Source organism: Pseudomonas sp. CHM02 (assembly GCF_000612585.1).
Classification (GTDB): Bacteria; Pseudomonadota; Gammaproteobacteria; order Pseudomonadales; family Pseudomonadaceae; genus Aquipseudomonas.
The window spans coordinates 1-22,490 of the sequence record NZ_JFCA01000067.1; the positions used below are offsets into that span (position 1 = coordinate 1).

Genomic DNA, 22,490 nt, shown 5'->3' on the forward strand with positions numbered 1-22,490 from the left:
AACCTGATTGCACGCATGGGCGCGGGCAAGGTCGGCGACCACCTGCCCAACCTGATTCGCGCGGTACAGCGCGAGGGCAAGCAGGTGCTGTGGAGCTCGGACCCGATGCACGGCAACACCATCAAGGCCAGCAGCGGCTACAAGACCCGCGACTTTGCGCAGATCCTGGGCGAGGTGAAGGAATTCTTCCAGGTGCACCAGGCCGAGGGCAGCTATGCCGGTGGGATTCACATCGAGATGACCGGGCAGAACGTCACCGAATGCATCGGCGGTGCACGGCCGATCACCGAGGATGGCTTGTCGGACCGTTACCACACCCACTGCGACCCACGGATGAATGCCGATCAGTCGCTGGAATTGGCGTTCCTGATTGCCGAGACGCTGAAACAGGTCAAACGCTAAGACGTTAAGTCGCCTGCTCTGACGCCATCGCGGGCAAGCCCAGCTCCCACCAGTGCCAGCGTCCCCCTGTGGGAGCCGGGCTTGCCCGCGATGGCGTCCTAGAGAGCACTGCCCCGAGTGATCATCGCCACCCGCAACCGGTCGCCACTCGGCCGCTGGCAATTGAGCTGTACCTGTTCCAGCCCCAGCCAACCGGCCATTTGTAACAGGTTCTGCGCCAGCGCCAACATCCCCTCCTCATCCAGCCCCGGCTCTTCCTCATGCACCGCATGCACGGCCAGGCGCCCGTTGGCGCGTTCGGCACGCAGGTCGACGCGCGCGGCAATCCGTTCGTTGTGCAGAAACGGCAGCACGTAATAGCCGTACACCCGCTTGTCTTGTGGCGTATAGATCTCCAGGCGGTAACGGAAATCGAACAGACGCTCGGTACGCGCACGCTCCCACACCAGCGAATCAAACGGTGACAGCAATGCGCTGGCCGGCACTTTGCGTGGCACTTTCGGCTCGGGCAGGCAATACGCCGGTTGTTTCCAGCCTTGCACCTGGCATGCCTGCAACTGCCCGTCTTCCACGAGTTCGGCCAGGCGATGGCGGCTGTCGGCAGGATCGAGACGGAAGTAGTCGCGCAGGTCTTTCTCGGTGCCTACGCCCAATGCAGTGGCGCTGTGCAACAGCAGGCCGCGCTGGGCCTCGGCCTCCGTGACAGTGGCTTGCAGGATATCGCCGGGAATGACCCGCTCCGGCAAATCGTAGAGCCGCTCAAACCCACGCCGCCCCGCAACCGTGACGAGGCCGGCGGCAAACAGCCATTCCAGCGCGTGTTTTTCGTCGCTCCAGTCCCACCACGGGCCGGCGCGCTCCTCACGGGTCGACAAGCTGCCGGCACCCAGCGCGCCTTGTTGCTCGACCGTCTGTAGCACACGCTGAATCGTGGCCTGTTGCTCACGCCCAAAGCGCGCCATCTGCGAATAAATACCCTGGCCCTGCTTGGCCCGCTCCATGCGCCAGCGCATCAGCGGGTACAGCGCCATTGGCAGCAGCGATGCCTCATGGCCCCAGTATTCGAACAACGAACGCCGTCGTCCCTGGCTCCAGGCAGCCTGTTCAAGCATCAACGGGGAGTAATTGCCCAGGCGGGAAAACAGCGGCAGGTAATGGGAGCGCACCACCGCATTGACCGAATCGATCTGCAACACGCCCAGGCGTTCGATGATGCGATTAAGGTGCGCAGCCTTGATCAGTGCAGGCGCCTGGCGCCCGGAAAACCCCTGGGCCGCCAGCGCCATGCGTCGAGCTTGCTTGAGTGAAAAAGACAGGTCGGCAGGCATGGGGTTCTCCGTGTGGGCTCGCCGCCTACCCTACTGCATCCGCGCTTACTTTCGCAGCGGGTCTTGCCAGAAATGCAGGTGGCGCTCCTGCTCCACGTCGCCGCGATTGAGGCCGATGTCCTTGAGCGCATCGTCACTCAGACTTGCCAGCATCTGGCGCTCCTCATGCAGCGCCTGCCAACGGGCAACCTTGTGAAACAGCCCGGCAAACGGACGTTTCGCCATCAACATAAAACCTCTTTGACCTTTCATCTTCTCGCCCTCCAATGGGGATGACGCGAGTGTGTGCCTGGCCTTATGATCAATCCAACGAATGTTTCTTATGCAATACATCTCTGAGATTGATCAATTGTCCAGCTACCCGAGCATCGACACTGAAGTGCTGCGCACCTTCGTCGCCATCGCTGACCAGGGCGGTTTTACCCGCGCAGGTGAACTGGTCAACCGCACCCAGTCGGCGGTGAGCATGCAGATGAAACGCCTGGAAGAAGACGTGTTGCAGCGCAAGCTGTTCGAGCGCGATGGCCGCCAGGTGCGGCTGACGCCTGAAGGCCAGGTGTTGCTGGGCTACGCGCGGCGCATCCTGAAACTGCACAGCGAGGTGTTCAATACCCTGCGCGAACCGCACATGGTGGGGTTGGTGCGCATCGGCACGCCGGACGACTACGTGATGCGTTTCCTGCCGGGGATTCTCAAACGCTTTTCCAAGGCGTATCCGCTGATCCAGATCGAGATGCACTGCGAAGCTTCGACGGTGTTGATGCAGCGTCGGGACCTGGCGCTGACCGTGATCAGCCGCGAGCCCGGCAACGAGATCGGCGAGTTGCTGCGCACTGAGCGCATGGTATGGGCGGCGGCCCCTTGCTTCTGCGTGGACGAACACGATGCGCTGCCGCTGGCGATCTCCGGGATCGACAGCTTCTGCACCCAGTGGACCCGCGCAGCACTGGACGCCGCCGGGCGCGATTACCGACTGGCCTACCACAGCTCAAACGTGGCGGCGATTCAGGCCGTGGTAAGTTCGGGCCTGGCGGTGATGGTCAGCATGGAAAGCCTGGTGACCGACGACCTGCGCGTACTCGGCAGCGAAGAAGGTTTCCCGCCTTTGCCGTCGATGAATCTTCGATTGCTGCGCAACCCGGCAATGACCTCGCCGATCACCGAATGCCTGGCCGAGTACATCCTCGAAGGCTTCAGACTTTAAAGGTCAGCATCACCGCGCACACCACCAGGAAGCCGCAGAACAGGCCACGCAGTACGCGTTCCGGCAGTGCGTGGGCGACTTTCACGCCCCAGCTGATACTCAGCAAGCCGCCGACGGCCAACGGTACGCCGATCATCCAGTCCACCTCGTGGTGCCAGGCGTAGGTGACCAGGGTCACACTGGTGCTCGGCAGCGCCAAGGCCAGGGACAGGCCTTGGGCGACGACCTGGGTGGTGCCGAACAGGCTGGTCAGTACGGGCGTGGCAACCACCGCGCCACCCACCCCGAACAAACCGCCCATGGAGCCGGAGGCGGCACCGAGCACCCCAAGCCAAGGCCAGGAATAACGCATCTGCGCCGTCGGCGGTGCATTGCGGGTGAACATGCGCAGCAGGTTGTAGGCCGAAAGCGTCAACAAGAAGGCGATAAAGCCGACGCGCATCGCGCCCGCATCCAGCCCCACCGCCCAGATCGAACCGAGCCAGGCAAAACTGAAACCCATCACGCCCAACGGCAGCGCATGGCGCAACTCGATGCGATTGCGCTGGTGATAGCGCCACAGCGCCAGCATCACGTTGGGCACCACCATCACCAGCGCTGTACCTTGAGCCAACTGCTGGTCCAGGCCGAACAACACGCCCAGCACCGGAATGGCAATCAAGCCGCCGCCAATGCCAAACAGGCCGCCCACCGTGCCGAGGGCCGCGCCCAATACCAGGTACATCGCTAGATCCAACACCGTACGTCACTCCACAATCCCAGGCCTTGCATGCTACGCAGTCAGCTCTGGCGCGGAAACGCACAGCAACGCACAATGGCTGTGCCAATCTCGCACAAGCGTCTATTCGATGAATCCCAATACCCTGACCGATCAACTGGGCCTGTTTCTCGATGTCCTGGAAACCGGCAGCTTTTCCGCCGCCGCCCGCCGCCATCCGCTGACACCCTCGGCAGTAGCGCGACGCATCGACAGCCTGGAAAGCTCGGTGGGCAGCCGTTTGTTCCAGCGCAGCACCCACGCGGTGGTGCCAACGCCAGCAGGCCTTGCGTTTGCCGAACGGGCGCGACGGATTGTCAGCGAGTTGCAGCTGGCGCGGGCCGAGGCGGTGTCCCTGAGCCATGCGCCGGAAGGCCTGATTCGGGTGGACGCGCCCGCAGCGTTCGGGCGGCGGCATCTGGCGCCGGTGATTGCAGACTTCCTTAACGTGTACCCAGGCCTGGACGTGCACCTGCATCTGATCGACAGCTTCGTGGACATGCAGGGTGCGCACCTGGGCAAGGTGGATCTGGTGCTGCGCGCCGGGCATATCGTCGACACCCGGTTGATCGCTACGCCCTTGGCGAGCATCGTGCGCATCGCCTGCGCCAGCCCGGCCTACCTGAAAAACCGTGGTACACCGACCCACCCTCGAGAGCTCAGCGAACACGACGGGCTGGACTGGGATGGCCTGTCGCCAATGTTCGCCTGGCGTTTCGAACAGGATGGACGCCGCGCGACCTATCGCCCGCAACGCATCCGCATGAGTGCCAATAACGCCGAAGCCTTGCTGTCCGGCGCCCTCGCCGGGTTGGGCATCGCCCATCTGCCCACTTGGTTGGCCAGCGAATACCTGGTACGCGGCGAACTGCTGCCACTGTTTTGCGAAAACGGCCTGCCCAGCCCCGAGACCACCGGGATCTATGCGTTGCGCCTGGAACAACAACCCAACGCGCGCAGCCGGCTGTTGCTGGAATACCTGAAAACCCGTTTCAGCCCGGTGCCGCCCTGGGACCTGGCCCTGCAAAGTGGCTTGGTCTGAGTGCCCGGACAGAATTATCTGGCGCATTAAAGATTTGCCCGCTAGATTCCAGCCCAGACACGCTTTTTCGAGGTACCGCCATGAGCAAGAATCCTGATCCCTGCGAATCCCTGCTGCTGGACAACCAGCTGTGCTTCGCCCTGCACTCCACGTCGCTGCTGATGACCAAGGTCTACAAGCCACTGCTGCAAGCCCTCGGCCTGACCTACCCGCAATACCTGGCCATGATGGTGCTGTGGGAAGAGGATGGTTTGACCGTCGGCGAAATCAGCAGCCGCCTGTTGACCGACCCGGGATCGCTCACCCCCCTGCTCAAGCGCCTGGAAGCCGAAGGCCTGCTCAGCCGTACCCGTAGCCGCGAAGATGAACGGGTCGTGGTCGTGGAGTTGACCGGTGCCGGTCGTGCCCTGCAGGACAAGGCCATGGGTATTCCGCAGTGCATCCTCGGCGCCAGCGGCCTGGAACTGGACCAACTGCGCAAGCTGCAAAGCGACCTGATCGCGTTGCGCGCCAACCTGCAGGCCAGCGTTTAGTCCCCTTCCCATGTAGGAGCCGGCTTGCCGGCGATCGCGGTACATCTGATACAACACAATCGCCGGCAAGCCGGCTCCTACAGATCATCGCCTCAAGCTGGAAAAATTTGAAAATTTATCTTGCACGCTAAACATTAGCGCGATACATTCATCTCACCAACTACTTAGCGCGCAAACATTTAGCGCTAAAAATCAAAGAGGACGACACCATGCAAACGCTCTATACCGCAGTAGCCACTTCCACCGGCGGCCGTGATGGTCGTGCTGTTTCCAGCGACAATATCCTCGACGTCAAACTCGCCACCCCCAAAGAACTGGGCGGTGCTGGTGGCCAGGCCACCAACCCGGAACAACTGTTCGCTGCCGGCTACTCGGCGTGCTTTATCGGCGCCCTGAAGTTCGTCGCCAGCCAGACCAAACGCAAAATCCCGGACGACGCCTCGATCACGGCCCACGTCGGCATCGGCCAGATCCCCGGCGGTTTCGGTCTGGATATCGACCTGCACATCAGCCTGCCCGGCCTGGCCCAGGATGACGCGCAAAGCCTGGTCGACGCCGCTCACCAAGTCTGCCCGTACTCCAACGCCACCCGTGGCAACGTTGATGTACGCCTGCACGTGACTGTCTAAATGACCTCGGCCGCCCCTGGAGAACGAAATGAACACAATTGGTAAAGCGCTCACCGGCACCCTGCTCGCCCTGTCCATCACCAACGCCTTTGCGGCGACGGGTGAAGTCGAGCACAACACCCAGGCCTTCCTGGATGTGTTGAACGCAGGCACCGGCAAACCGATGGAACAGCTGACGCCCAAGGACGCCCGCGCCGTACTGACCGGCGCCCAGGCGGGTGTGAAACTGACCTTGCCCAAGGCCGATGTAAGCCAGAAGACCATTCAGGTCGATGGCAAGCCGCTGGACCTGACCATCGTGCGTCCGGCCGGGGTCAAGGGCACATTGCCCGTGTTCATGTTCTTCCACGGCGGCGGCTGGGTGTTGGGGGATTACCCGACCCATGAACGCCTGGTACGGGATCTGGTCGTGGGTTCGGGTGCGGTGGCGGTGTTCGTCAACTACACGCCTTCGCCGGAAGCACATTACCCGGTGGCGATCAACCAGGCCTACGGCGCGACCAAATGGGTGGCCGAGCATGGCCAAGAGATCAATGTCGACGGCAAGCGTCTGGCGGTAGCGGGCAACAGTGTCGGCGGCAACATGGCGGCGGTGGTCAGCCTGATGGCCAAGGACAAGGGTACACCGGCGATCAAGTTCCAACTGTTGCTGTGGCCGGTGACCGACGCCAACTTCGACACCGGGTCCTACAACCAGTACGCCGAAGGGCACTTCCTCACCAAGAACATGATGAAGTGGTTCTGGGACAACTACACCACCGACGCGAACCAACGCGCCGAGATCTACGCCTCGCCGCTGCGGGCAACCACCGACCAGCTCAAGGGCTTGCCGCCCGCGCTGATCCAGACTGCCGGCGCCGATGTGCTGCGTGATGAAGGCGAGGCCTATGCCCGCAAGCTGGATGCCGCCGGTGTACCGGTGACCGCCGTGCGCTACAACGGCATGATTCACGACTACGGTTTGCTCAACGTCGTCAGCCAGGTGCCGGCCGTACGTTCAGCCCTGCTCCAGGCCTCGGATGAGCTGAAGCAACACCTGAAGTAAAACGTAACGCGCATAAAAAAGCCCGACGCATGGTCGGGCTTTTTTTCGTATCGGCAGGGCCAGAATTACTTCTTGGCGCGACCTTTGTACGAACCACCTTCGCGGGTGTCGATCTCGATCAGGTCGTCGATTTCGATGAAATCGGCTACTTGCAGTTCGGTACCGTTGCTCAGCTTGGCAGGTTTCATCACCTTGCCCGAAGTGTCGCCGCGAGCGGAACCTTCGGTGTAGGCCACTTTACGCACGATGGTGGTCGGCAGCTCTACGGAAACCAGGCGCTCTTCGAAGAAAATAGCTTCGCAGACGTCTTCCATGCCTTCTTCGATGAACGGCAGAACAGCTTCGATATCTTCAGCGTTCAGCTCGTACATGGTGTAGTCGGTGGTGTCCATGAACGTGTAGGTGTCGCCGCTGATGAAGGACAGGGTCGCTTCTTTGCGGTCGAGGATCACGTCGTCCAGTTTGTCATCGGCGCTGTAGACGATCTCGGTCTTGTAACCGGTCAGCAGGTTCTTCAGCTTGGTCTTCATGATTGCGCTGTTACGACCAGACTTGGTGAACTCAGCTTTCTGAACCAGCCAAGGGTCGTTTTCGAGACGGATCACTGTACCGGGTTTCAGTTCTTTACCAGTTTTCATTGCATATATCCGAAATTTGGATGGGATTTACAAAATTCAAGGTGGCGTATCATATCCAACTTTCATAAAACTTCACCAGCGCCGTCGCAAGATCGGCCTGCAAGCCCTGTTCCAGACACCATGTTTCGGCGTGTTGGCTCACCTCTGGCCAGTGTTCCAGCAGCATTTTCCACGCTTGAGCCATATCGGCCTCCGTGTTCCAGGCTTGCCAGAGCCCGATCAATGCCGCCCTTGCCGCCGCTGATAAGTCGGCGGTGTACAGCTCGAGGAAGGCATCGAGCTTGTCGAGATGGATGTCTTCGTCCTGACGGTAGATGTGCCACAGCAGCGGGCGCCCGGCCCATTGGGCGCGCACGAACGAGTCTTCGCCGCGCACGGCATTGAAGTCGCAGCACCACAACAGGCGGTCATATTGCTCCTGGCGCACGAACGCAATGACCTGCACGGTCAGCGATCCGCGCTGCTGGATAGCTCCCGCTGCCAGCCGGTCCAGGCCCAGCCAGCGCTGCACATCGCCAAGAATGCGCCCTTCGGGAACCAACAGATGAGTGGCACGCCCGTCCGTCGATAACACCTCCAGCCAACTGGCCAGCCCGGCATTTTCGTAGGCAAACAGCGATATCAGCCGCGCACCGGCTGCAGGAAATACGCCCAGGGACTGCAGGAAATGTTGCTGCGCACTGGCATCCTGCTGAAACGCACTACGCTGCTCCAACAATCGCGCCTCACGCAACAGACCGCCCGTGCCGGGCCGGAACCCGGGAAAGAAGAAGTACTTCTGCACGCCCTTGAACTTCACCGACGGCAGCGTGTGACACCCCACCACCCACTCTTCGGCACTGAGGTAATCCAGGTTCATCCACAATGGCGTGCGTTCACGTGCGGCCATGGCTTCCATGTAGTCAGGCGGCAACTGGCACGCGAACGCGGCGATCACCACATCCGCCGCAGGCGCGTCCACCCACTCGGCCGGCCAATGACGCACTTCGACGCCTTCCTGCCATTGCAGGTCTTGCTGCACATCAATGTCCGGGCACATGCGCTCGAAGGCGCGCAGGTCGTCGACCCACAAACGCACATCGCAGGCATGCTCCGCCACCAATTGCCGGGCCAGGCGCCAGGTCACGCCGATGTCGCCGTAGTTGTCGACGACGCTGCAAAAAATATCCCAGCGGGCTTTCATTCCGGGCTCCAACGCTCAAAGGCTCGATTGTCCGCATAAATGCACCGATGCAGAAGGCTTGATCGCGATTATTCTGCGCAGCGGCTGTGCGACAATCGCCGCCACGCCGTCAATGCCCGCCAGGAGGCCATCATGTCTGATCGTCCGTTGTCGCTGTTCAAGCTCAGTGCCGCTATCGCGTTTGGCGTGTGGCTGGGGTTTATCGCCATTGTGCTGACCACCTGGCTGGCGTCGCGCTACCTGTTCCCGCAAAGCCTGGCGCCGATGGCCCAGGCGGTGCAGCAATTGGGCAAGCCAGCGGTTGTGGCGCCTGAACCGCCTAATCGCATGTTCGAGCAATACCAGCAGAACCTGCAGAAGCAGGAACAGCAACAAAGCCTGGACCAGGCCCGCAACAATGCACGCAACCTGTCCAACCCCAAATGCCAGTTCTGGCTGCAACAGGACCAGAACGCGCCCAACGAAAAGACCCGGGCCAATGTCCTGCAATTCTGCGATTGATGACCATGAATAAACACGCCGTCCACCAACTGATCCTGGAAAAGCTCAGCGTCGACCTCGATATCGCGCAACGTGCCGCACAGACCGCCTACGAAACCGCGACCCACGAAGAAAACATCGCTGAAAACAAATACGACACCCTGGGGCTGGAGGCGTCCTACCTGGCGGCCGGGCAAGCCAAGCGTGTCGAGGAGATCAAGCAGGCACTGGCGCTGTGCCAGAACATGGCACTGCGGGCCTACGACGATCAGCGGGGTATAGAAGTCGGCGCGCTACTGGGCCTGGAAGACGAAAACGGTCGCCAGCAGTGGCTGTTCCTGGCGCCGGACGCGGCGGGTTTGAAGGTGGACGTGGTCGGGCAACCGGTGACCGTCATCACCCCGCGTTCGCCGCTGGGCAAAAGCCTGCTGGGCAAGTTCGAAGGGGATGAGGTGGAGATTCGGGTGGCCGGCGCCCGGCAACACTTCACGGTTACCGACGCCAAATAACCTGTAGGAGCGAGCTTGCTCGCGAAGAACGCAAGCACGCCGCGTGAATCCTGGCCCCCTGCGTTATCGTTGACGATTTTCGCGAGCACGCTCGCTCCTACAGTGGATCGCATTCATTCACTTAATGGACGGGCAGCTCAACGCCATCAAACAGCTCTTCCAGTTCCTGCTTGTTGTGGCACTGGATCGCCTTGGCCATGACTTCACGGGTCAGGTGCGGTGCAAACTTCTCGATGAAATCGCACATGAAGCCACGCAGGAACGTGCCACGGCGGAAGCCGATCTTAGTCACGCTGGACTCGAACAGCTCACTGGCATCGAGCACCACCAGGTCTTTGTCGAGCGCAGTGTCGACCGCCATCTTGGCGACGATACCGACGCCCAGGCCCAGTCGCACGTAGGTCTTGATCACGTCGGCGTCGGCCGCGGTGAAGACTACTTTTGGCGTCAAGCCGCGATGGCTGAAGGCTTCGTCGAGTTTGGAACGGCCGGTGAAGCCGAACACGTACGTCACGATCGGGTATTCGGCCAGGGCCTCCAGGGTCAGCTTCGGCAGCTTGGCCAATGGGTGACCTTGCGGCACGACGACGCAGCGGTTCCAGCGGTAGCACGGCATCATCACCAGGTCACCGAACAGCTCGAGGGCCTCGGTGGCGATCGCGAAATCAACGGTGCCGTCAGCGGCCATCTCGGCGATCTGCATCGGCGAGCCCTGGTGCATGTGCAACGCCACGTCAGGGTACTGCTTGATGAAATCGCGGATCACCGGCGGCAATGCATAACGTGCCTGGGTGTGGGTGGTGGCGATGGACAGGGTGCCCTTCTTCTCGTTGGAGAATTCCTGGGCGATCTGCTTGATGCTTTCGACTTTGCGCAGGATTTCGCCAGCGGTGGTGATGATGCGCTCACCGGCCGGAGTGACACGGGTCAGGTGCTTGCCGCTGCGCGCGAACACTTCGACGCCCAGCTCGTCTTCGAGCAGGCGGATCTGCTTGCTGATACCGGGTTGCGAGGTGTAAAGGCTTTGAGCGGTAGCGGAAACGTTGAGGTCGTGGTGCGCCACTTCCCAGATGTAGCGCAGTTGTTGAAGCTTCATATGTGTCCCTCAAAGCAGATAGACGCCACGGGTATCAGCGACGGCATATAACTATATTAAAGGTTTGATGGATAAATCTAGAACTTTTTATCGTTTTCATCCATCACACGTCATCACTGCGGCGACGTTGCAATGAAGGCACCAGGTAAACCGGCACCGTAGACAGCTGCAGCACCCGCGCAGCCGTGCGCCCCAACGGAGTGGCCGCCGCAGTTGCGTGGCTATGACTGCCGACGATCAACAGGTCGACGGACAGCTTGCGCAACTGGTCGAGTATCACATCGCACGGGTCCCCCTGGATCACCCGTACCGAGCGAATCAACTTCAGGTCCTGCTCCCCGTCCCCCAACTCCTCGCGAAAACTGTCCAGCACCCGCTGCTCGATCGTCGCCATCACCGTGGTCAGCCCCTGGCTCTGCCATTCGCTCAGGGCCTGCTCATCAAGGTAGCTCTGTAACACCGATTCGGCGAACAACCCGATGGGCTCGACCACGTGAATCACATACAAATCTGCCTTGAACGTCCGGGCCAGCGCCAGCGCATGCTGCATCACATAAGGCGCGTACAGACCGAGGTCCGTGGCGTACAGCATCGAACCAATCATAGAACCTCCTGGGCTGCCAGGATGGCGGAGATGAAATGAGCTTAGCAGCGCCCAGGCGACTTGGATTGACTTAGATCTTCACCTCATTACTGATGCCATGGGGCACGTGCCCGGTGGCCACAAACTCCATGGCCTTCTCACAATGACCGGCCTGGTCATCGAAAAACACATCGGCGGCAAAGGCCTCCAGGAACGCGGACTTTTCCAGGCCGCCGAGGAACAATGACTCGTCCAGGCGGATATCCCACTCACGCAAGGTGCGAATCACCCGCTCGTGTGACGGCGCCGATCGTGCAGTGACCAGGGCGGTGCGGATCGGGCAGGCTTCATCGGGAAACTCGCGCTGCAACAAGTTGAGGGCCGCCAGAAAACCCTTGAAAGGACCGCCGTGCAAAGGCTGGCGCGCCGACTCCCGCTCATTGGCCTGGAACGCTTCCAGGCCGCCGGCCTGGTACACACGCTCCGACTCATCGGAGAACAGCACTGCATCACCATCAAAGGCAATGCGCAGTTCTTCGCTGGAGGCGCGGTTCGGGCCGCCGGACAGAATCGTTGCCGCCGCAAACCCGGCATCAAGGGCACTGCGCACATCTTCAGCATGGGTCGAAAGAAACAGATGGCAGCCAAACGCCGCCAGATACGGATAAGGACTACGCCCGCCCACGAAAGCGGCGCGGGAAATATCCAGGCCGTAATGCTGGATTGAATTGAACACACGCAAGCCGGTGTCGGCACTGTTGCGCGACACCAGCACCACTTCGACCCGGGCGCGGCCGAGGCTGGCATTGAGGCTGAGCAGCTTCTTGACCAGCGGGAAGGCGTCACCGGGCTCGAGGATTTCCTCCTCGTGTTCGATCTGGTATTGACGGTAGGTCTCGACCCCTTCGGCCAGGTAGACCTTGTGGCTTTCACTCAAGTCGAAGAGTGCCCGCGAGGAAATCGCCAGCACCAGTTTGTCGCCCAAGCCCTTTGCCATGGTGTGTCCCCCGACTCAGCGGTTATGCCGATCAATAAAACTTAACGCCTGGTAGAGCGCCTGCATTCGCGGCAATTCGCAACCGGCGGCTTTTGCCGCGGCGAGTGGCCGGGCATAGATCGCCTCCAGTTCCAGCGGGCGTTTGTGCACGTGATCGTGGTACATGCTCGGCAGGTAGTCGTCCATGGTTTCGGTCATGGTGAACATCTGCTCGGCGTAGCTCTGGGGTATGTCGTGACCACAGGCGTGGGCGCCCTGCACCACTTCAGCCATCAGCGCCTGGATCAGTTCGCGGCTGGACTCGTCCGCCATCATGGCCGTGGTGCCGGTGCCCAATAACACCGAGAGGCCGTTGTAGGGGACGTTCCACACCAGCTTGTACCACCGGGCCTGATGCACATTGGCCATGGCCTGGGACTCGATGCCGGCCTGGTGAAACAACGCGGCGCCGGCGTCGACAATCGCCTTTTGCAGGGCGGCATCATTGGCCGCCGTGCCGCTGTGATACCCCAGGTTGACCCGGCCCAAGGCCTGGTGCTCGATAACGCCGGGGGCAGAACGGTGCACGCCGATGTAGCACAGGCCGCCGAGCAGGTGCAGCGACGGCGGCAAATGTTCACGCAGGCTGTCTTCGACATCGAGGCCGTTCTGCAGCAACACCACCTTGGCGTCCGGCGCCGCCACCTGGGCGATGGTCGGGGCCAGCTCGAGGTTGCCGGTCGACTTGGTGCCAACCAGCAGCCAGTCGCAAGGCGGCATATCGGCGGCGCGGGCATAGGCCTGCACCGGGTGCAGGTGCAAGGGTCCATGCACGGTGCTGTTGAGGTGCAGGCCACGCTCGCTGACGGCCGCGTATTCACTGCGCAACAGGAAGTGCACATCGAAACCGGCGCGCGCCAGCATCAAGCCGTAGTAACCCCCGATGGCGCCGGTGCCGATAATGCCGATACGGGGTGATGGTGCGGTCATGGCAGATCCTCTGGAGTGCGGGTAAGCGCTTGGTCAATGGAGTCAGCAAGGTCAGACCGTGTAAGACGCGTCTGCAGTTGCCCGAAGAATTGACCCTCGCACACCACGAACAACGCCGGCAAATGAAAGATCTGGTAGCGTTCGACCGCACCGCCGTTGTCCCCGGCGTCCACCCAGCACACCCGGTCCACCGGCAACGGCCAGCCCGGCAATTGCTGGCGTGCCCAACGGCAACTGGAACACCCAGGGCTTGTGAACACGACGAGCGAAATACCTGGCAATCCCAGCAATTGCTGGTCAATATCCAGGTCGGTCAATTCCAGTTCCTTCACTATACTGCTGCCACCGCCGTCAATTGGACGGTGCTCGGAGTCCGTGTACATGGGTCGTTTTTTACCTCACCCTGATGATGCCGCTGTCGAGTTAATCCAACGTCCCTCTCCCGCTATACCCCGCCAACGCCTGCACACTATCGGCCTGGGCGGTGTCGCCTGCAATTGGCCGCGCGCCTGGCGCGAGGGCACGGCCGTGGATCTGCAGATCCCTTCACTGGGCGCCAGCGCGCGTTATCCAGGCTATGTGGCGTGGTGCCGCAAGGTGGAAAACGGCTACCGTGTCGGCGTCTCGTTTACCGACGAGCATGCGCTGTTCGGTGCGCGAATGGGTGAGCAAGCATGCCGGATAGAGCGCTACTGCCGCCAGCACGAAGACGCCGAACCGACACCCCAGCAACTCGAAGCCTTGGCCCGTGAGTGGGTATCGCGCCATGCCAGCGAGTTCTCCCATGAGGCATTTGTGGCGCCAGCGCTGGATTAAAGCGGGCTTTGCCCATTGTCGCGGGCCCGTGTTACGCGCTAAGGTTCCTCCCCCCTGCATTCAAATCATGCTGTGCTCCGCCGCACGGGGATGGCTGGCGGCCGGCACCCGTGACCCTGACGAGTAACACGATGGCTGATTTACCGATCAATGACCTAAACGTCGAATCCAACGAGACCCTGATCACGCCCGATCAGCTCAAGCGCGAAATCCCTTTGAGCGACGCTGCCCTGCAGACCGTCACCAAGGGCCGCGAAGTCATCCGTGACATTCTCGACGGCACCGACCACCGCCTCTTCGTCGTCATCGGGCCTTGCTCGATCCACGACCTCAAGGCTGCCCACGAGTACGCCGAGCGCCTCAAGGTGCTGGCGGCGGAAGTGTCCGACACCCTGTACCTGGTGATGCGCGTCTATTTCGAAAAACCGCGTACCACCGTCGGCTGGAAAGGCTTGATCAACGACCCGTACCTGGACGACTCGTTCAAGATCCAGGACGGCCTGCACATCGGTCGTCAGTTGCTGCTGGACCTGGCCGAGATGGGCCTGCCCACTGCCACCGAAGCCCTGGACCCGATCTCCCCGCAGTACCTGCAGGACTTGATCAGTTGGTCGGCCATCGGCGCACGTACCACCGAATCCCAGACTCACCGTGAAATGGCATCCGGCCTGTCCTCGGCCGTGGGCTTCAAGAACGGCACCGACGGCGGCCTGACCGTGGCGATCAACGCGCTGCAATCGGTCTCCAGCCCGCACCGTTTCCTGGGTATCAACCAGGAAGGTGGCGTATCCATCGTCACCACCAAGGGCAACGCCTACGGTCACGTGGTGCTGCGTGGCGGCAACGGCAAGCCCAACTATGATTCGGTCAGCGTGGCCCTGTGCGAGCAGGCACTGAACAAGGCCAAGATCAAGCCGAACATCATGGTCGACTGCAGCCACGCCAACTCCAACAAGGACCCGGCCCTGCAGCCGCTGGTGATGGAAAACGTCGCCAACCAGATCCTCGAAGGCAACCAGTCGATCATCGGCCTGATGGTCGAGAGCCACCTGAACTGGGGTTGCCAGGCAATTCCAAAAGACCTGGCCGACTTGCAGTACGGCGTGTCGATCACCGATGCGTGCATCGATTGGTCCGCCACCGAAAACACCCTGCGCAGCATGCACGCCAAGCTCAAGGACGTATTGCCCAAGCGCAAGCGCACCTGAGTCTGTATCGAGCGCACACAAAAACGCCGGGCTAAGCCCGGCGTTTTTCATGCTGCTGTCTAAGGTTTACAGCTTCGCGGCATGGCGCTGGTGGCGCTCCATGTAGCGTTCGACGTAGGAGCAGGACGGGATCACCGTGTAGCCTGCCTCTTCGGCGAACTTCAAGGCTTCCTCGGTCAATGCCGCCGCGATACCACGACCCCGCAGTGCGTTGGGCACGAAGGTCCGATAGATATCCAGGGTCTGTTTGCCGAGGTCCATATAGGTCAGATAGGCACGATGACCGTCCACATTGGTCTCGAACTGATGACCAGCCTGGTCATGGTGGATGGACAACGCCTCGCTCATCACTACTCCTCGCGGGTCTTGGTTTCTGACCCCTACCTTACCGATGTTTTTCCGGCGAAGGAACATCTACGCCACCCCGTGCCGGTTTCGACAACGAGAAAACCCTGAGCGCTCACAACCAGCACGTAGGGAATAGTAGGCACCAATCCCGCAATTGCTCAAGGCGCACTCGTCATCCCCTGCCGCTGGTGGATATAGAAAGGGCCCCGATCAACGATGATCGAAAGCCTGAACATTGCCGGCAGTTGAACCTTAAGACGAACAGGCGCTCTTAAAGTCACCTCTACATGCGCAAAAGATGCTGGGCCACGCAAAGCCAGGCTGAACGGAAGTGTCAGCGTGGATATATAAATTTTCATCTGTTTACAAGGCTTAACACATGCGGGCCGGCCCTTTCAGCCTGGATCCAATTTTCGCCTGATTGAAAAAATTTGGACGGTTTTTATACAAACCTCCAAAAGATTAGCCAAAATAGATTCGGCGCAAGAATTTTTTTTGCTTCTTGCGCTACGTCAGTTTACTTACTACAAGTAATGGGTAGTATGTACGCCGGCTATTAGCTCACTCTGAGAAACTAGCCATTTAATAGAAAGTCCTTGAAGGGGAACACGATGAACAACGTTCTGAAATTCTCTGCTCTGGCTCTGGCCGCAGTTCTGGCTACCGGTTGCAGCAGCGTCTCCAAAGAAACCGAAGCTCGTCTGACTGCAACTGAAGACGCAGCAGCTCGCTCCCAGGCTCGTGCAGACGAAGCCTACCGTAAAGCTGATGAAGCGCTGGCTGCTGCTCAAAAAGCACAACAGACTGCTGACGAAGCTAACGAGCGCGCCCTGCGTATGCTTGAAAAAGCTAGCCGCAAGTAATAATCCCTCGGGGTTGTTATCAAGCCGATCCATTTATGGGTCGGCTTTTTTATTGCTTGGGGTTTGTGCCAATCGCGGGCAATAAAAAGCCCGCCGTAGCGGGCTGTTGATCAAACAGCGTTACTGCTGCAGATCGATCGGCGCACTGGCGGCGACCGAGGCTGCGCCAGGTACGCCGATTTCCGTCGGCAGCCCATCTTCCGCCGCGACCACGTCGCGCACCTGGTCCCAGTTGACCCGCAGGTTATTGGCCAGGTCTTCACGCTTGAGCAAGGCGTTGATCACCGCGGTGTGCTTGTCGACCACCGACGGCGTACCGTCATCATTCAACGGTGTATGTGCCTCAAGGTAGACCTTGCCGCCACTGCTGCCGAACTTGTAGGCATCGTTGATGATGCGCACCGAGGTCCCCACCGGCACCATGCCGGCCATCTCCAGCACGTTGTTGTTGAACATGCGGAAGCAACCGTGACTTGTACGCGTGCCGATACCAAATTTCATGTTGGAACCGTGGATCAGGTAACCCGGCGTACCCAGGGTGAACTTGAACGGGCCCAGCGGGTTGTCCGGGCCAGCCGGCACCACGTTGGGCAGCGGGTCGCCGTTGGCGGCATGCTCGGCCTTGATCGAGGCCGGCGGCGTCCAGGTCGGGTTGGGTGTCTTGGCAATGATGCTGGTGTGGGCGATTGGCGACCCCCAGCCTTCACGACCGATCCCCAGCGGGAAGGTGTAGACCACGTTCTGGCCCTTGGGAAAGTAATACAGCCGGTATTCCGCCAGGTTGATCACGATGCCTTCCCGAGGGCCGGGCGGCAGGATGAAACGCGTCGGCAGCACGATCTCGGTACCCGCGCCCGGCAACCAGGCATCCACGCCGGGGTTGGCCGCGACCATCTCCGAATAGCCCAGGTCATAGGTGGTGCCCAGGTCGGCAAAGGTGTCTTCGTACTTGGCCTTGATCACCTGGACCTGACCGACGATGTCTTCACCCGGTGGGGGCAAGGGCAACTGCAAAGCGGACGCAGAACCGGCCGCACAAAGTGCAGCAAGAGACAGGCAGCAGGTGACGACGGAAAGGCGCGACAACATCCGGAAAATCCTTCGCAGAACGACGGGGAGGTAAACATCGATTGTATACGTGAAGCGTGCTTCTAGCTGCCCCCTACAACTCGAAACGCAGCTCCGGCCAGATCGGCGGCGTACCACGCTTCTGGGATTCCAGGATGGCACGGCACAAAGGGCACAGGCGCTGGTCCTGGAAGATCGAACGATCGACCCGCGACCACCGTGGTTGCGCCGGCAACAGGGTGCCGCACAGCGTACGATCGATGGAGCCGCCCAGTTCCAGCTGACGCGTCACCAGATGCACCCGCACTTCCTGGCAGGCGAACAGATCCAGCTGCTCGTCCGGCTCGATCAGTTGGTAGTTAAACAGGGACCAGGCAGGACGCGACATCAAGGGCTCCAAATCGGGGGGGCGCCACCTTAGCCGAAAGCCTGCCGGTAGAAAAGCGTCATAACAGCGGTTTTAGCGTCGGCCAGACATTTTCCAGCAACTTGCCCTGGGCGCCGACCGCCGGGTGAAGTTGATCGGCCTGCATCAGCTCCGGATGACCGCCCACGCCATCGAGGAAAAACGGCACCAGCGGGACTTTTTTATCCGTGGCCACATCGCCGAACACCTTTGCGAACGCCTCGACATAACGCTTGCCGTAGTTGGGCGGTATCTGCATGCCCAGAAGCAATACCTTCGCGCCACTGGCCTTGGACTGGTCAATCATCGACGCAAGATTTTGTTGCAATTGCGCAGGCGGCTGGCCGCGCAGGCCGTCATTGCCACCCAACTCAATCACCACCACGTCCGGCTTATGCGCTGCAAGCGCCGCCGGCAGCCGCGCCAGGCCTCCGGCACTGGTATCGCCGCTGATGGAGGCATTGACCACTTTATCGTCGAAACCTTCCTGCTTGAGCCGTTGCTGCAGCAGGGCAACCCACCCTTTGCTGGTATCCAGGCCGAAACCGGCACTGATACTATCGCCAACGATCAGGACTGTACCCGCCGCTGCGTTCTGGGCCATGCACATCAAGGCCAGGCCAGCACTCAAAAACCACATTCGCATCGGATTCTCCATGGGCGCAAGCATTCTCACCGCGCGGAACCTTAGCAAAGTGGTTCCCAGCGCGGAAGGTGAACTGACTATCCTGCACGAACTGAGCCTGGAACTGAACAAGGGCGATAGCCTGGCTATCGTTGGTGCTTCCGGTTCCGGCAAATCCACCCTCCTGGGCCTGCTGGCCGGCCTCGATCTGCCCAGCAGCGGCGAAGTCACCCTCGCCGGGCAAGCCCTCAGTACCCTCGACGAAGACCAGCGTGCGCGCATCCGCGCCGAGCACGTCGGCTTCGTGTTCCAGTCGTTCCAATTGCTCGACAGCCTCAACGCGCTGGAAAACGTCATGCTGCCGCTGGAACTGGACGGCCGCAAAGACGCTCGCGAGCGCGCCCGGCACTTGCTGGAACGCGTAGGCCTGGGCCAACGCCTGACCCACTCGCCACGCCAACTCTCCGGTGGCGAACAGCAACGGGTAGCCATTGCCCGCGCCTTCGCCGCAGAACCGGACGTGCTGTTTGCCGATGAACCCACCGGCAACCTCGACAGCCACACCGGCGAACGCATCAGCGACCTGCTGTTCGAACTCAACAAAGAAAGCGGCACGACCCTGGTGCTGGTCACCCACGACGAGCGCCTGGCCCACCGTTGCCGACGCCTGATCCGCCTTGAAGCCGGCCTGATGGTCGCGCCCCTGGAGCCTTGATGGCACGTTTGCCGCTGTTGCGCCTGTTCAGCCTTGCCATGCGCCAATTACTGCGCGACGCCCGCGCCGGCGAATTGCGCGTGTTGTTCTTCGCCTTGTTGGTGGCCGTGGCCGCCAGCACCGCCATCGGTTACTTCGGTGCGCGCCTCAATGGCGCCATGCTGTTGCGCGCCACCGAATTCCTCGGCGCCGACCTGGTGCTCGAAGGCAGCTCGCCGGCCCGTCCCGAGCAAATCCAGTCCGGCACCGAGCTGGGCCTGGATCACGCCCGCGTCGTGGAGTTCTCCAGCGTCATTGCCGCCGATAACGGCATCCAGCTCTCCAGTATCAAGGCGGTCAACGAGCAGTACCCGCTGCGGGGTGAACTGAAAAGCGCGGCGGCGCCTTTTGGCGAGGAGACACCCGGTGGCGGCCCGAAACCCGGTGAAGCCTGGGTGGAAGCGCGGCTGCTGACCGCACTGAACCTCAAGGTCGGCGACAGCATCGATGTGGGCATGAAGACATTGCGCCTTGCCCGCGTCCTCACCTACGAGCCGGACCGCGCCGGCAACTTCTACAGCCTCACGCCCAGGGTGATGATCAACCTGGCGGACCTCGACGCTACCGGCGTTGTGCAGCCAGGCAGCCGCGTCAGTTATCGCGAACTGTGGCGCGGGCCACAGGGCAGCACCGTGCTGCAAACCTATCGTGACCTGGTCAAGCCGGGCCTCGCCGCCAACCAGCGCCTGCAGGACTCCCGGGATGGCAACCAACAGATCGGCGGCGCCCTGGGCAAGGCCGAACGCTACCTGAACATGGCCAGCCTGGTGGCAGTACTGTTGGCCGGCGTGGCCGTGGCGCTGTCGGCCAATCGCTTCGCCACCCGACGTTTCGACGCCAGTGCATTGCTGCGCTGCCTGGGGTTGTCGCGACGTGAAGCCATGTTGCTGTTCAGCCTGCAACTGAGCGTCCTGGGGTTGCTGGCCAGCCTGACCGGCGCCCTCCTCGGCTGGCTGGCACAGTTTGGCCTGTTCTACTTCCTTCACGACCTGCTCCCGGCGGACGTGCCACCCGGCGGGCTGCTACCGGCGATTGCCGGGATCGGCACCGGGCTGGTGGCCCTCGCCGGTTTCGCCCTGCCGCCCCTGGCCGCACTGGGCCGCGTGCCACCGCTGCGGGTATTGCGCCGCGACCTGCTGCCGATTCCTTCCAGCACCTGGATGGTCTACGGCGCGGCGTTGCTTGCGCTGGGGCTGATCATGTGGCGCCTGAGTCTCGACCTGGTGCTGACCTTCGCCCTGCTCGGCGGCGGCGTGGTGGCTGCGCTGGTACTCGGCGGCCTGCTCCTGCTGCTGCTGCAAAGCCTGCGTCGCCTGCTGGCCCGTGCCTCCCTGCCTTGGCGCCTGGGCCTGGGCCAGTTGCTGCGCCACCCGCTGGCGGCAGCCGGTCAATCCCTGGCGTTTGGTTTGATCCTGTTGTCCATGGGCTTGATCGCCCTGTTGCGTGGCGAGTTGCTCGACACCTGGCAAAACCAGTTGCCCAAGGACGCGCCCAACTATTTCGCCCTGAATATCCTGCCAGCCGACAAGGAAGCCTTTGGCACGCGCCTGCTGGAAGTGCAGGCACAATCGGCGCCGCTTTACCCCGTGGTGCCGGGTCGCTTGATCAGTATCAATGGCGAGCCCGTGCAGGAAATCGTCAGCAAGGATTCCAGCGGCGATCGTGCGGTACAACGCGACCTGAGCCTGACCTGGGCCGCCGACCTGCCGCCAGGCAACGCCCTCACAGCGGGCTCGTGGTGGTCACAGCAACCCACCGACGAAATCCCTGGCGTCTCCGTAGAAGCCAAGGTAGCGGAAAGCCTCAAGCTCAAGCTCAATGACCATCTGGTGTTCACGGTGGGCGGGGAAAATCGTGAGGCGCGGGTCACCAGCCTGCGGACCATCAACTGGGATAACTTCCAACCCAACTTCTTCATGATTTTCCAGCCGGGCACTTTGAAGGACCTGCCGACCACCTACCTGACCAGCTTCTATCTGGCGCCAGGACATGACCAGCAGATCGTCGACCTGTCCCGGGCGTTTCCTGCGGTGACCATCCTGCAGGTCGAGGCGTTGTTGGAGCAACTGCGCAGCATCCTTGCCCAAGTGACCCTGGCAGTGGAGTACGTGCTCCTGTTTGTGCTGGCGGCGGGCATGGCGGTGCTGTTCTCCGGCCTGCAAGCCACCCTGGATGAGCGCATCCGCCAAGGAGCGCTGCTGCGTGCACTGGGTGCCGAACGCAAGCTGTTGGTCAAGGCCAGGCGCATCGAGTTCGGTTTGCTGGGCGCCGTCAGCGGGCTGCTGGCGGCGCTGGGCACGGAGCTGGTGACGTTCGTGCTGTACCGCTACGCGTTTGACCTGGCCTGGCACCCTCACCCATGGCTGCTGTTACTGCCGGTGATTGGCGCCGTGCTGATCGGCGGTGCCGGCGTGTTCGGCACTCGCCGCGCATTGAACGCCAGCCCGCTGACCGTGTTGCGCGAAGGTTGAAATGCCGTTGGCCCGCGCGCTTCACAGCGTGCGGGCCAATGGCGTTCACTTCACATACTCGATCCCGGTGATCCACCAGCACACTTCACCACTTGGGGTCTGCACGATGGCCTCATCGTCAACCTCCTTGCGCAACAGCGCACGGGCCATGGGTGAGTCGATGGAGATGTAGTCCATGCGATCGTAGATCTCGTCATAGCCGACGATGCGAAAGCGCTTGGTCTCGCCCTGCTCGTTTTCGATATCCACCCAGGCACCGAAAAACACCTTGCCCTCCTGCTCGAGCATGTACTCCACCACGCGCATATCTTCCAGGCGCTTGCGCAGGTAACGCACGCGGCGATCAATCTCGCGCAGCAATTTCTTGTTGTACTGGTAGTCCGCATTCTCGCTGCGGTCGCCCAGCGAGGCTGCCCAGGTCACTTTGCGCGTGGTATCCGGGCGCTTTTCGCGCCACAGGTAATCCAGCTCCTTCTTCAGCGCTTCATGACCCTCTTTGGTAATCAGCTTGGTACTCAAACGCTTACATCCCCAGG

Annotated in this window: 28 protein-coding genes; 13 read left to right on the forward strand and 15 right to left on the reverse strand. The window is 61.3% G+C overall.

The window, feature by feature from the left end:
- Positions 1 to 402, forward strand: a 402-nt coding sequence (locus BM70_RS31645) for a 3-deoxy-7-phosphoheptulonate synthase (RefSeq protein WP_043274412.1), incomplete at its 5' end; no start/stop codon positions are given.
- 98 nt (positions 403 to 500) lie between these two features.
- On the opposite strand, the gene BM70_RS0128360 is transcribed toward BM70_RS31645, so the two are convergent.
- Complete coding sequence (locus BM70_RS0128360) at positions 501 to 1,730, reverse strand: winged helix-turn-helix domain-containing protein (protein ID WP_025859158.1); 1,230 nt, start codon at positions 1,728 to 1,730, stop codon at positions 501 to 503.
- 45 nt (positions 1,731 to 1,775) lie between these two features.
- On the reverse strand, positions 1,776 to 1,982 hold the full coding sequence (locus BM70_RS0128365; protein ID WP_025859159.1) for a DUF1127 domain-containing protein: 207 nt from the start codon (positions 1,980 to 1,982) through the stop codon (positions 1,776 to 1,778).
- 70 nt (positions 1,983 to 2,052) lie between these two features.
- On the opposite strand from BM70_RS0128365, the gene BM70_RS0128370 reads away from it, so the two are divergent.
- Positions 2,053 to 2,934 (forward strand): LysR family transcriptional regulator, encoded by an 882-nt coding sequence (locus BM70_RS0128370; protein ID WP_043274414.1) that lies wholly within the window; start codon positions 2,053 to 2,055, stop codon positions 2,932 to 2,934.
- Here BM70_RS0128370 and BM70_RS0128375 read toward each other — a convergent pair.
- Positions 2,924 to 3,673: a sulfite exporter TauE/SafE family protein gene (locus BM70_RS0128375; RefSeq protein ID WP_025859161.1), complete on the reverse strand. Its 750-nt coding sequence runs from the start codon at positions 3,671 to 3,673 to the stop codon at positions 2,924 to 2,926. The two genes, BM70_RS0128370 and BM70_RS0128375, sit on opposite strands and share 11 nt — an antisense overlap.
- Positions 3,674 to 3,782: 109 nt before the next feature.
- Here BM70_RS0128375 and BM70_RS0128380 point away from each other — a divergent pair, with 109 nt between their 5' ends.
- The 4 genes from BM70_RS0128380 to BM70_RS0128395 all read left to right on the forward strand — a co-directional run bounded on the left by BM70_RS0128380 (position 3,783) and on the right by BM70_RS0128395 (position 6,940).
- Complete coding sequence (locus tag BM70_RS0128380) at positions 3,783 to 4,733, forward strand: LysR family transcriptional regulator (RefSeq protein ID WP_025859162.1); 951 nt, start codon at positions 3,783 to 3,785, stop codon at positions 4,731 to 4,733.
- Between the two features lie 80 nt (positions 4,734 to 4,813).
- Complete coding sequence (locus BM70_RS0128385) at positions 4,814 to 5,266, forward strand: MarR family winged helix-turn-helix transcriptional regulator (RefSeq protein WP_025859163.1); 453 nt, start codon at positions 4,814 to 4,816, stop codon at positions 5,264 to 5,266.
- 209 nt (positions 5,267 to 5,475) lie between these two features.
- Positions 5,476 to 5,895, forward strand: a complete 420-nt coding sequence (locus BM70_RS0128390) for an organic hydroperoxide resistance protein (protein ID WP_025859164.1) — start codon at positions 5,476 to 5,478, stop codon at positions 5,893 to 5,895.
- A gap of 28 nt (positions 5,896 to 5,923) precedes the next feature.
- A complete protein-coding gene (locus BM70_RS0128395; RefSeq protein ID WP_025859165.1) occupies positions 5,924 to 6,940 on the forward strand; it encodes an alpha/beta hydrolase in 1,017 nt (338 codons plus the stop codon).
- 65 nt (positions 6,941 to 7,005) lie between these two features.
- On the opposite strand, the gene BM70_RS0128400 is transcribed toward BM70_RS0128395, so the two are convergent.
- Both BM70_RS0128400 and earP read right to left on the reverse strand, forming a co-directional pair.
- Positions 7,006 to 7,578: an elongation factor P gene (locus tag BM70_RS0128400; protein WP_003172723.1), complete on the reverse strand. Its 573-nt coding sequence runs from the start codon at positions 7,576 to 7,578 to the stop codon at positions 7,006 to 7,008.
- 49 nt (positions 7,579 to 7,627) lie between these two features.
- Entirely contained in the window at positions 7,628 to 8,761 is a 1,134-nt protein-coding gene (earP, locus tag BM70_RS0128405) for an elongation factor P maturation arginine rhamnosyltransferase EarP (RefSeq protein ID WP_025859166.1), read from the reverse strand.
- A 132-nt stretch (positions 8,762 to 8,893) separates the two neighbouring features.
- Between earP and BM70_RS0128410 the strand changes: the two genes are divergently transcribed.
- Both BM70_RS0128410 and BM70_RS0128415 read left to right on the forward strand, forming a co-directional pair.
- Positions 8,894 to 9,262 carry a hypothetical protein gene (locus tag BM70_RS0128410; RefSeq protein WP_025859167.1) on the forward strand — a complete coding sequence of 123 codons (369 nt, stop codon included), beginning with the start codon at positions 8,894 to 8,896 and terminating at the stop codon, positions 9,260 to 9,262.
- Positions 9,263 to 9,267: 5 nt separating this feature from the next.
- Positions 9,268 to 9,750: a GreA/GreB family elongation factor gene (locus tag BM70_RS0128415; RefSeq protein ID WP_025859168.1), complete on the forward strand. Its 483-nt coding sequence runs from the start codon at positions 9,268 to 9,270 to the stop codon at positions 9,748 to 9,750.
- A gap of 121 nt (positions 9,751 to 9,871) precedes the next feature.
- On the opposite strand, the gene cysB is transcribed toward BM70_RS0128415, so the two are convergent.
- The 5 genes from cysB to BM70_RS0128440 form a co-directional block, all read right to left on the reverse strand.
- The gene (cysB, locus tag BM70_RS0128420; protein WP_012722988.1) at positions 9,872 to 10,846 is read right to left on the reverse strand and encodes an HTH-type transcriptional regulator CysB; all 975 of its coding nucleotides are present in this window, start codon (positions 10,844 to 10,846) and stop codon (positions 9,872 to 9,874) included.
- 103 nt (positions 10,847 to 10,949) lie between these two features.
- A complete protein-coding gene (locus BM70_RS0128425; protein ID WP_025859169.1) occupies positions 10,950 to 11,450 on the reverse strand; it encodes a universal stress protein in 501 nt (166 codons plus the stop codon).
- Between the two features lie 70 nt (positions 11,451 to 11,520).
- On the reverse strand, positions 11,521 to 12,426 hold the full coding sequence (locus tag BM70_RS0128430; protein ID WP_025859170.1) for a 5'-nucleotidase: 906 nt from the start codon (positions 12,424 to 12,426) through the stop codon (positions 11,521 to 11,523).
- A 15-nt stretch (positions 12,427 to 12,441) separates the two neighbouring features.
- The gene (locus BM70_RS0128435) at positions 12,442 to 13,395 is read right to left on the reverse strand and encodes a putative 2-dehydropantoate 2-reductase (protein ID WP_025859171.1); all 954 of its coding nucleotides are present in this window, start codon (positions 13,393 to 13,395) and stop codon (positions 12,442 to 12,444) included.
- Positions 13,392 to 13,778 carry a co-chaperone YbbN gene (locus BM70_RS0128440; protein WP_025859172.1) on the reverse strand — a complete coding sequence of 129 codons (387 nt, stop codon included), beginning with the start codon at positions 13,776 to 13,778 and terminating at the stop codon, positions 13,392 to 13,394. The genes BM70_RS0128435 and BM70_RS0128440 overlap by 4 nt, the downstream gene beginning before the upstream one ends.
- On the opposite strand from BM70_RS0128440, the gene BM70_RS0128445 reads away from it, so the two are divergent.
- Together BM70_RS0128445 and BM70_RS0128450 are read left to right on the forward strand one after the other, a co-directional pair.
- Complete coding sequence (locus BM70_RS0128445) at positions 13,777 to 14,211, forward strand: PilZ domain-containing protein (RefSeq protein ID WP_025859173.1); 435 nt, start codon at positions 13,777 to 13,779, stop codon at positions 14,209 to 14,211. The genes BM70_RS0128440 and BM70_RS0128445 overlap by 2 nt on opposite strands.
- 131 nt (positions 14,212 to 14,342) lie before the next feature.
- Positions 14,343 to 15,419 carry a 3-deoxy-7-phosphoheptulonate synthase gene (locus tag BM70_RS0128450; RefSeq protein ID WP_010211874.1) on the forward strand — a complete coding sequence of 359 codons (1,077 nt, stop codon included), beginning with the start codon at positions 14,343 to 14,345 and terminating at the stop codon, positions 15,417 to 15,419.
- A 66-nt stretch (positions 15,420 to 15,485) separates the two neighbouring features.
- Here the strand turns inward: BM70_RS0128450 and BM70_RS0128455 are convergent, their stop codons facing one another.
- A complete protein-coding gene (locus BM70_RS0128455; RefSeq protein WP_003189869.1) occupies positions 15,486 to 15,767 on the reverse strand; it encodes a GNAT family N-acetyltransferase in 282 nt (93 codons plus the stop codon).
- Between the two features lie 611 nt (positions 15,768 to 16,378).
- Between BM70_RS0128455 and oprI the strand changes: the two genes are divergently transcribed.
- Positions 16,379 to 16,630 carry an outer membrane lipoprotei OprI gene (gene oprI / locus BM70_RS0128460; RefSeq protein ID WP_003172710.1) on the forward strand — a complete coding sequence of 84 codons (252 nt, stop codon included), beginning with the start codon at positions 16,379 to 16,381 and terminating at the stop codon, positions 16,628 to 16,630.
- 120 nt (positions 16,631 to 16,750) lie between these two features.
- Here oprI and BM70_RS0128465 read toward each other — a convergent pair whose 3' ends face one another.
- From BM70_RS0128465 to BM70_RS0128475, 3 genes are all read right to left on the reverse strand, one after another.
- The gene (locus BM70_RS0128465) at positions 16,751 to 17,719 is read right to left on the reverse strand and encodes a L,D-transpeptidase family protein (protein ID WP_025859174.1); all 969 of its coding nucleotides are present in this window, start codon (positions 17,717 to 17,719) and stop codon (positions 16,751 to 16,753) included.
- Between the two features lie 73 nt (positions 17,720 to 17,792).
- Positions 17,793 to 18,086 carry a hypothetical protein gene (locus BM70_RS0128470; RefSeq protein ID WP_025859175.1) on the reverse strand — a complete coding sequence of 98 codons (294 nt, stop codon included), beginning with the start codon at positions 18,084 to 18,086 and terminating at the stop codon, positions 17,793 to 17,795.
- Positions 18,087 to 18,144: 58 nt separating this feature from the next.
- Positions 18,145 to 18,750 carry an arylesterase gene (locus BM70_RS0128475; RefSeq protein ID WP_025859176.1) on the reverse strand — a complete coding sequence of 202 codons (606 nt, stop codon included), beginning with the start codon at positions 18,748 to 18,750 and terminating at the stop codon, positions 18,145 to 18,147.
- Between the two features lie 10 nt (positions 18,751 to 18,760).
- On the opposite strand from BM70_RS0128475, the gene BM70_RS0128480 reads away from it, so the two are divergent.
- A complete protein-coding gene (locus tag BM70_RS0128480) occupies positions 18,761 to 19,444 on the forward strand; it encodes an ABC transporter ATP-binding protein (protein WP_010176179.1) in 684 nt (227 codons plus the stop codon).
- Positions 19,444 to 21,954, forward strand: coding sequence for an ABC transporter permease (locus tag BM70_RS0128485; RefSeq protein WP_025859177.1), 2,511 nt, complete (start codon positions 19,444 to 19,446; stop codon positions 21,952 to 21,954). The genes BM70_RS0128480 and BM70_RS0128485 overlap by 1 nt, the downstream gene beginning before the upstream one ends.
- 45 nt (positions 21,955 to 21,999) lie before the next feature.
- Here the strand turns inward: BM70_RS0128485 and greB are convergent, their stop codons facing one another.
- Positions 22,000 to 22,473 (reverse strand): transcription elongation factor GreB, encoded by a 474-nt coding sequence (greB, locus tag BM70_RS0128490; RefSeq protein ID WP_025859178.1) that lies wholly within the window; start codon positions 22,471 to 22,473, stop codon positions 22,000 to 22,002.
- Positions 22,474 to 22,490: the final 17 nt, after the last annotated feature.

Excerpts from the sequence above, each read along its gene's own strand:
- BM70_RS0128360 (WP_025859158.1), bottom strand. The coding sequence starts at position 1,730 with ATGCCTGCCGACCTGTCTTTTTCACTCAAGCAAGCTCGACGCATGGCG.
- BM70_RS0128365 (WP_025859159.1), bottom strand. The coding sequence starts at position 1,982 with ATGAAAGGTCAAAGAGGTTTTATGTTGATGGCGAAACGTCCGTTTGCC.
- BM70_RS0128370 (WP_043274414.1), top strand. The coding sequence starts at position 2,053 with ATGCAATACATCTCTGAGATTGATCAATTGTCCAGCTACCCGAGCATC.
- BM70_RS0128380 (WP_025859162.1), top strand. The coding sequence starts at position 3,783 with ATGAATCCCAATACCCTGACCGATCAACTGGGCCTGTTTCTCGATGTC.
- BM70_RS0128385 (WP_025859163.1), top strand. The coding sequence starts at position 4,814 with ATGAGCAAGAATCCTGATCCCTGCGAATCCCTGCTGCTGGACAACCAG.
- BM70_RS0128390 (WP_025859164.1), top strand. The coding sequence starts at position 5,476 with ATGCAAACGCTCTATACCGCAGTAGCCACTTCCACCGGCGGCCGTGAT.
- BM70_RS0128395 (WP_025859165.1), top strand. The coding sequence starts at position 5,924 with ATGAACACAATTGGTAAAGCGCTCACCGGCACCCTGCTCGCCCTGTCC.
- BM70_RS0128400 (WP_003172723.1), bottom strand. The coding sequence starts at position 7,578 with ATGAAAACTGGTAAAGAACTGAAACCCGGTACAGTGATCCGTCTCGAA.
- earP (WP_025859166.1), bottom strand. The coding sequence starts at position 8,761 with ATGAAAGCCCGCTGGGATATTTTTTGCAGCGTCGTCGACAACTACGGC.
- BM70_RS0128410 (WP_025859167.1), top strand. The coding sequence starts at position 8,894 with ATGTCTGATCGTCCGTTGTCGCTGTTCAAGCTCAGTGCCGCTATCGCG.
- BM70_RS0128415 (WP_025859168.1), top strand. The coding sequence starts at position 9,268 with ATGAATAAACACGCCGTCCACCAACTGATCCTGGAAAAGCTCAGCGTC.
- cysB (WP_012722988.1), bottom strand. The coding sequence starts at position 10,846 with ATGAAGCTTCAACAACTGCGCTACATCTGGGAAGTGGCGCACCACGAC.
- BM70_RS0128425 (WP_025859169.1), bottom strand. The coding sequence starts at position 11,450 with ATGATTGGTTCGATGCTGTACGCCACGGACCTCGGTCTGTACGCGCCT.
- BM70_RS0128430 (WP_025859170.1), bottom strand. The coding sequence starts at position 12,426 with ATGGCAAAGGGCTTGGGCGACAAACTGGTGCTGGCGATTTCCTCGCGG.
- BM70_RS0128435 (WP_025859171.1), bottom strand. The coding sequence starts at position 13,395 with ATGACCGCACCATCACCCCGTATCGGCATTATCGGCACCGGCGCCATC.
- BM70_RS0128445 (WP_025859173.1), top strand. The coding sequence starts at position 13,777 with ATGGGTCGTTTTTTACCTCACCCTGATGATGCCGCTGTCGAGTTAATC.
- BM70_RS0128440 (WP_025859172.1), bottom strand. The coding sequence starts at position 13,778 with ATGTACACGGACTCCGAGCACCGTCCAATTGACGGCGGTGGCAGCAGT.
- BM70_RS0128450 (WP_010211874.1), top strand. The coding sequence starts at position 14,343 with ATGGCTGATTTACCGATCAATGACCTAAACGTCGAATCCAACGAGACC.
- BM70_RS0128455 (WP_003189869.1), bottom strand. The coding sequence starts at position 15,767 with ATGAGCGAGGCGTTGTCCATCCACCATGACCAGGCTGGTCATCAGTTC.
- oprI (WP_003172710.1), top strand. The coding sequence starts at position 16,379 with ATGAACAACGTTCTGAAATTCTCTGCTCTGGCTCTGGCCGCAGTTCTG.
- BM70_RS0128465 (WP_025859174.1), bottom strand. The coding sequence starts at position 17,719 with ATGTTGTCGCGCCTTTCCGTCGTCACCTGCTGCCTGTCTCTTGCTGCA.
- BM70_RS0128470 (WP_025859175.1), bottom strand. The coding sequence starts at position 18,086 with ATGTCGCGTCCTGCCTGGTCCCTGTTTAACTACCAACTGATCGAGCCG.
- BM70_RS0128475 (WP_025859176.1), bottom strand. The coding sequence starts at position 18,750 with ATGCGAATGTGGTTTTTGAGTGCTGGCCTGGCCTTGATGTGCATGGCC.
- BM70_RS0128480 (WP_010176179.1), top strand. The coding sequence starts at position 18,761 with ATGGGCGCAAGCATTCTCACCGCGCGGAACCTTAGCAAAGTGGTTCCC.
- BM70_RS0128485 (WP_025859177.1), top strand. The coding sequence starts at position 19,444 with ATGGCACGTTTGCCGCTGTTGCGCCTGTTCAGCCTTGCCATGCGCCAA.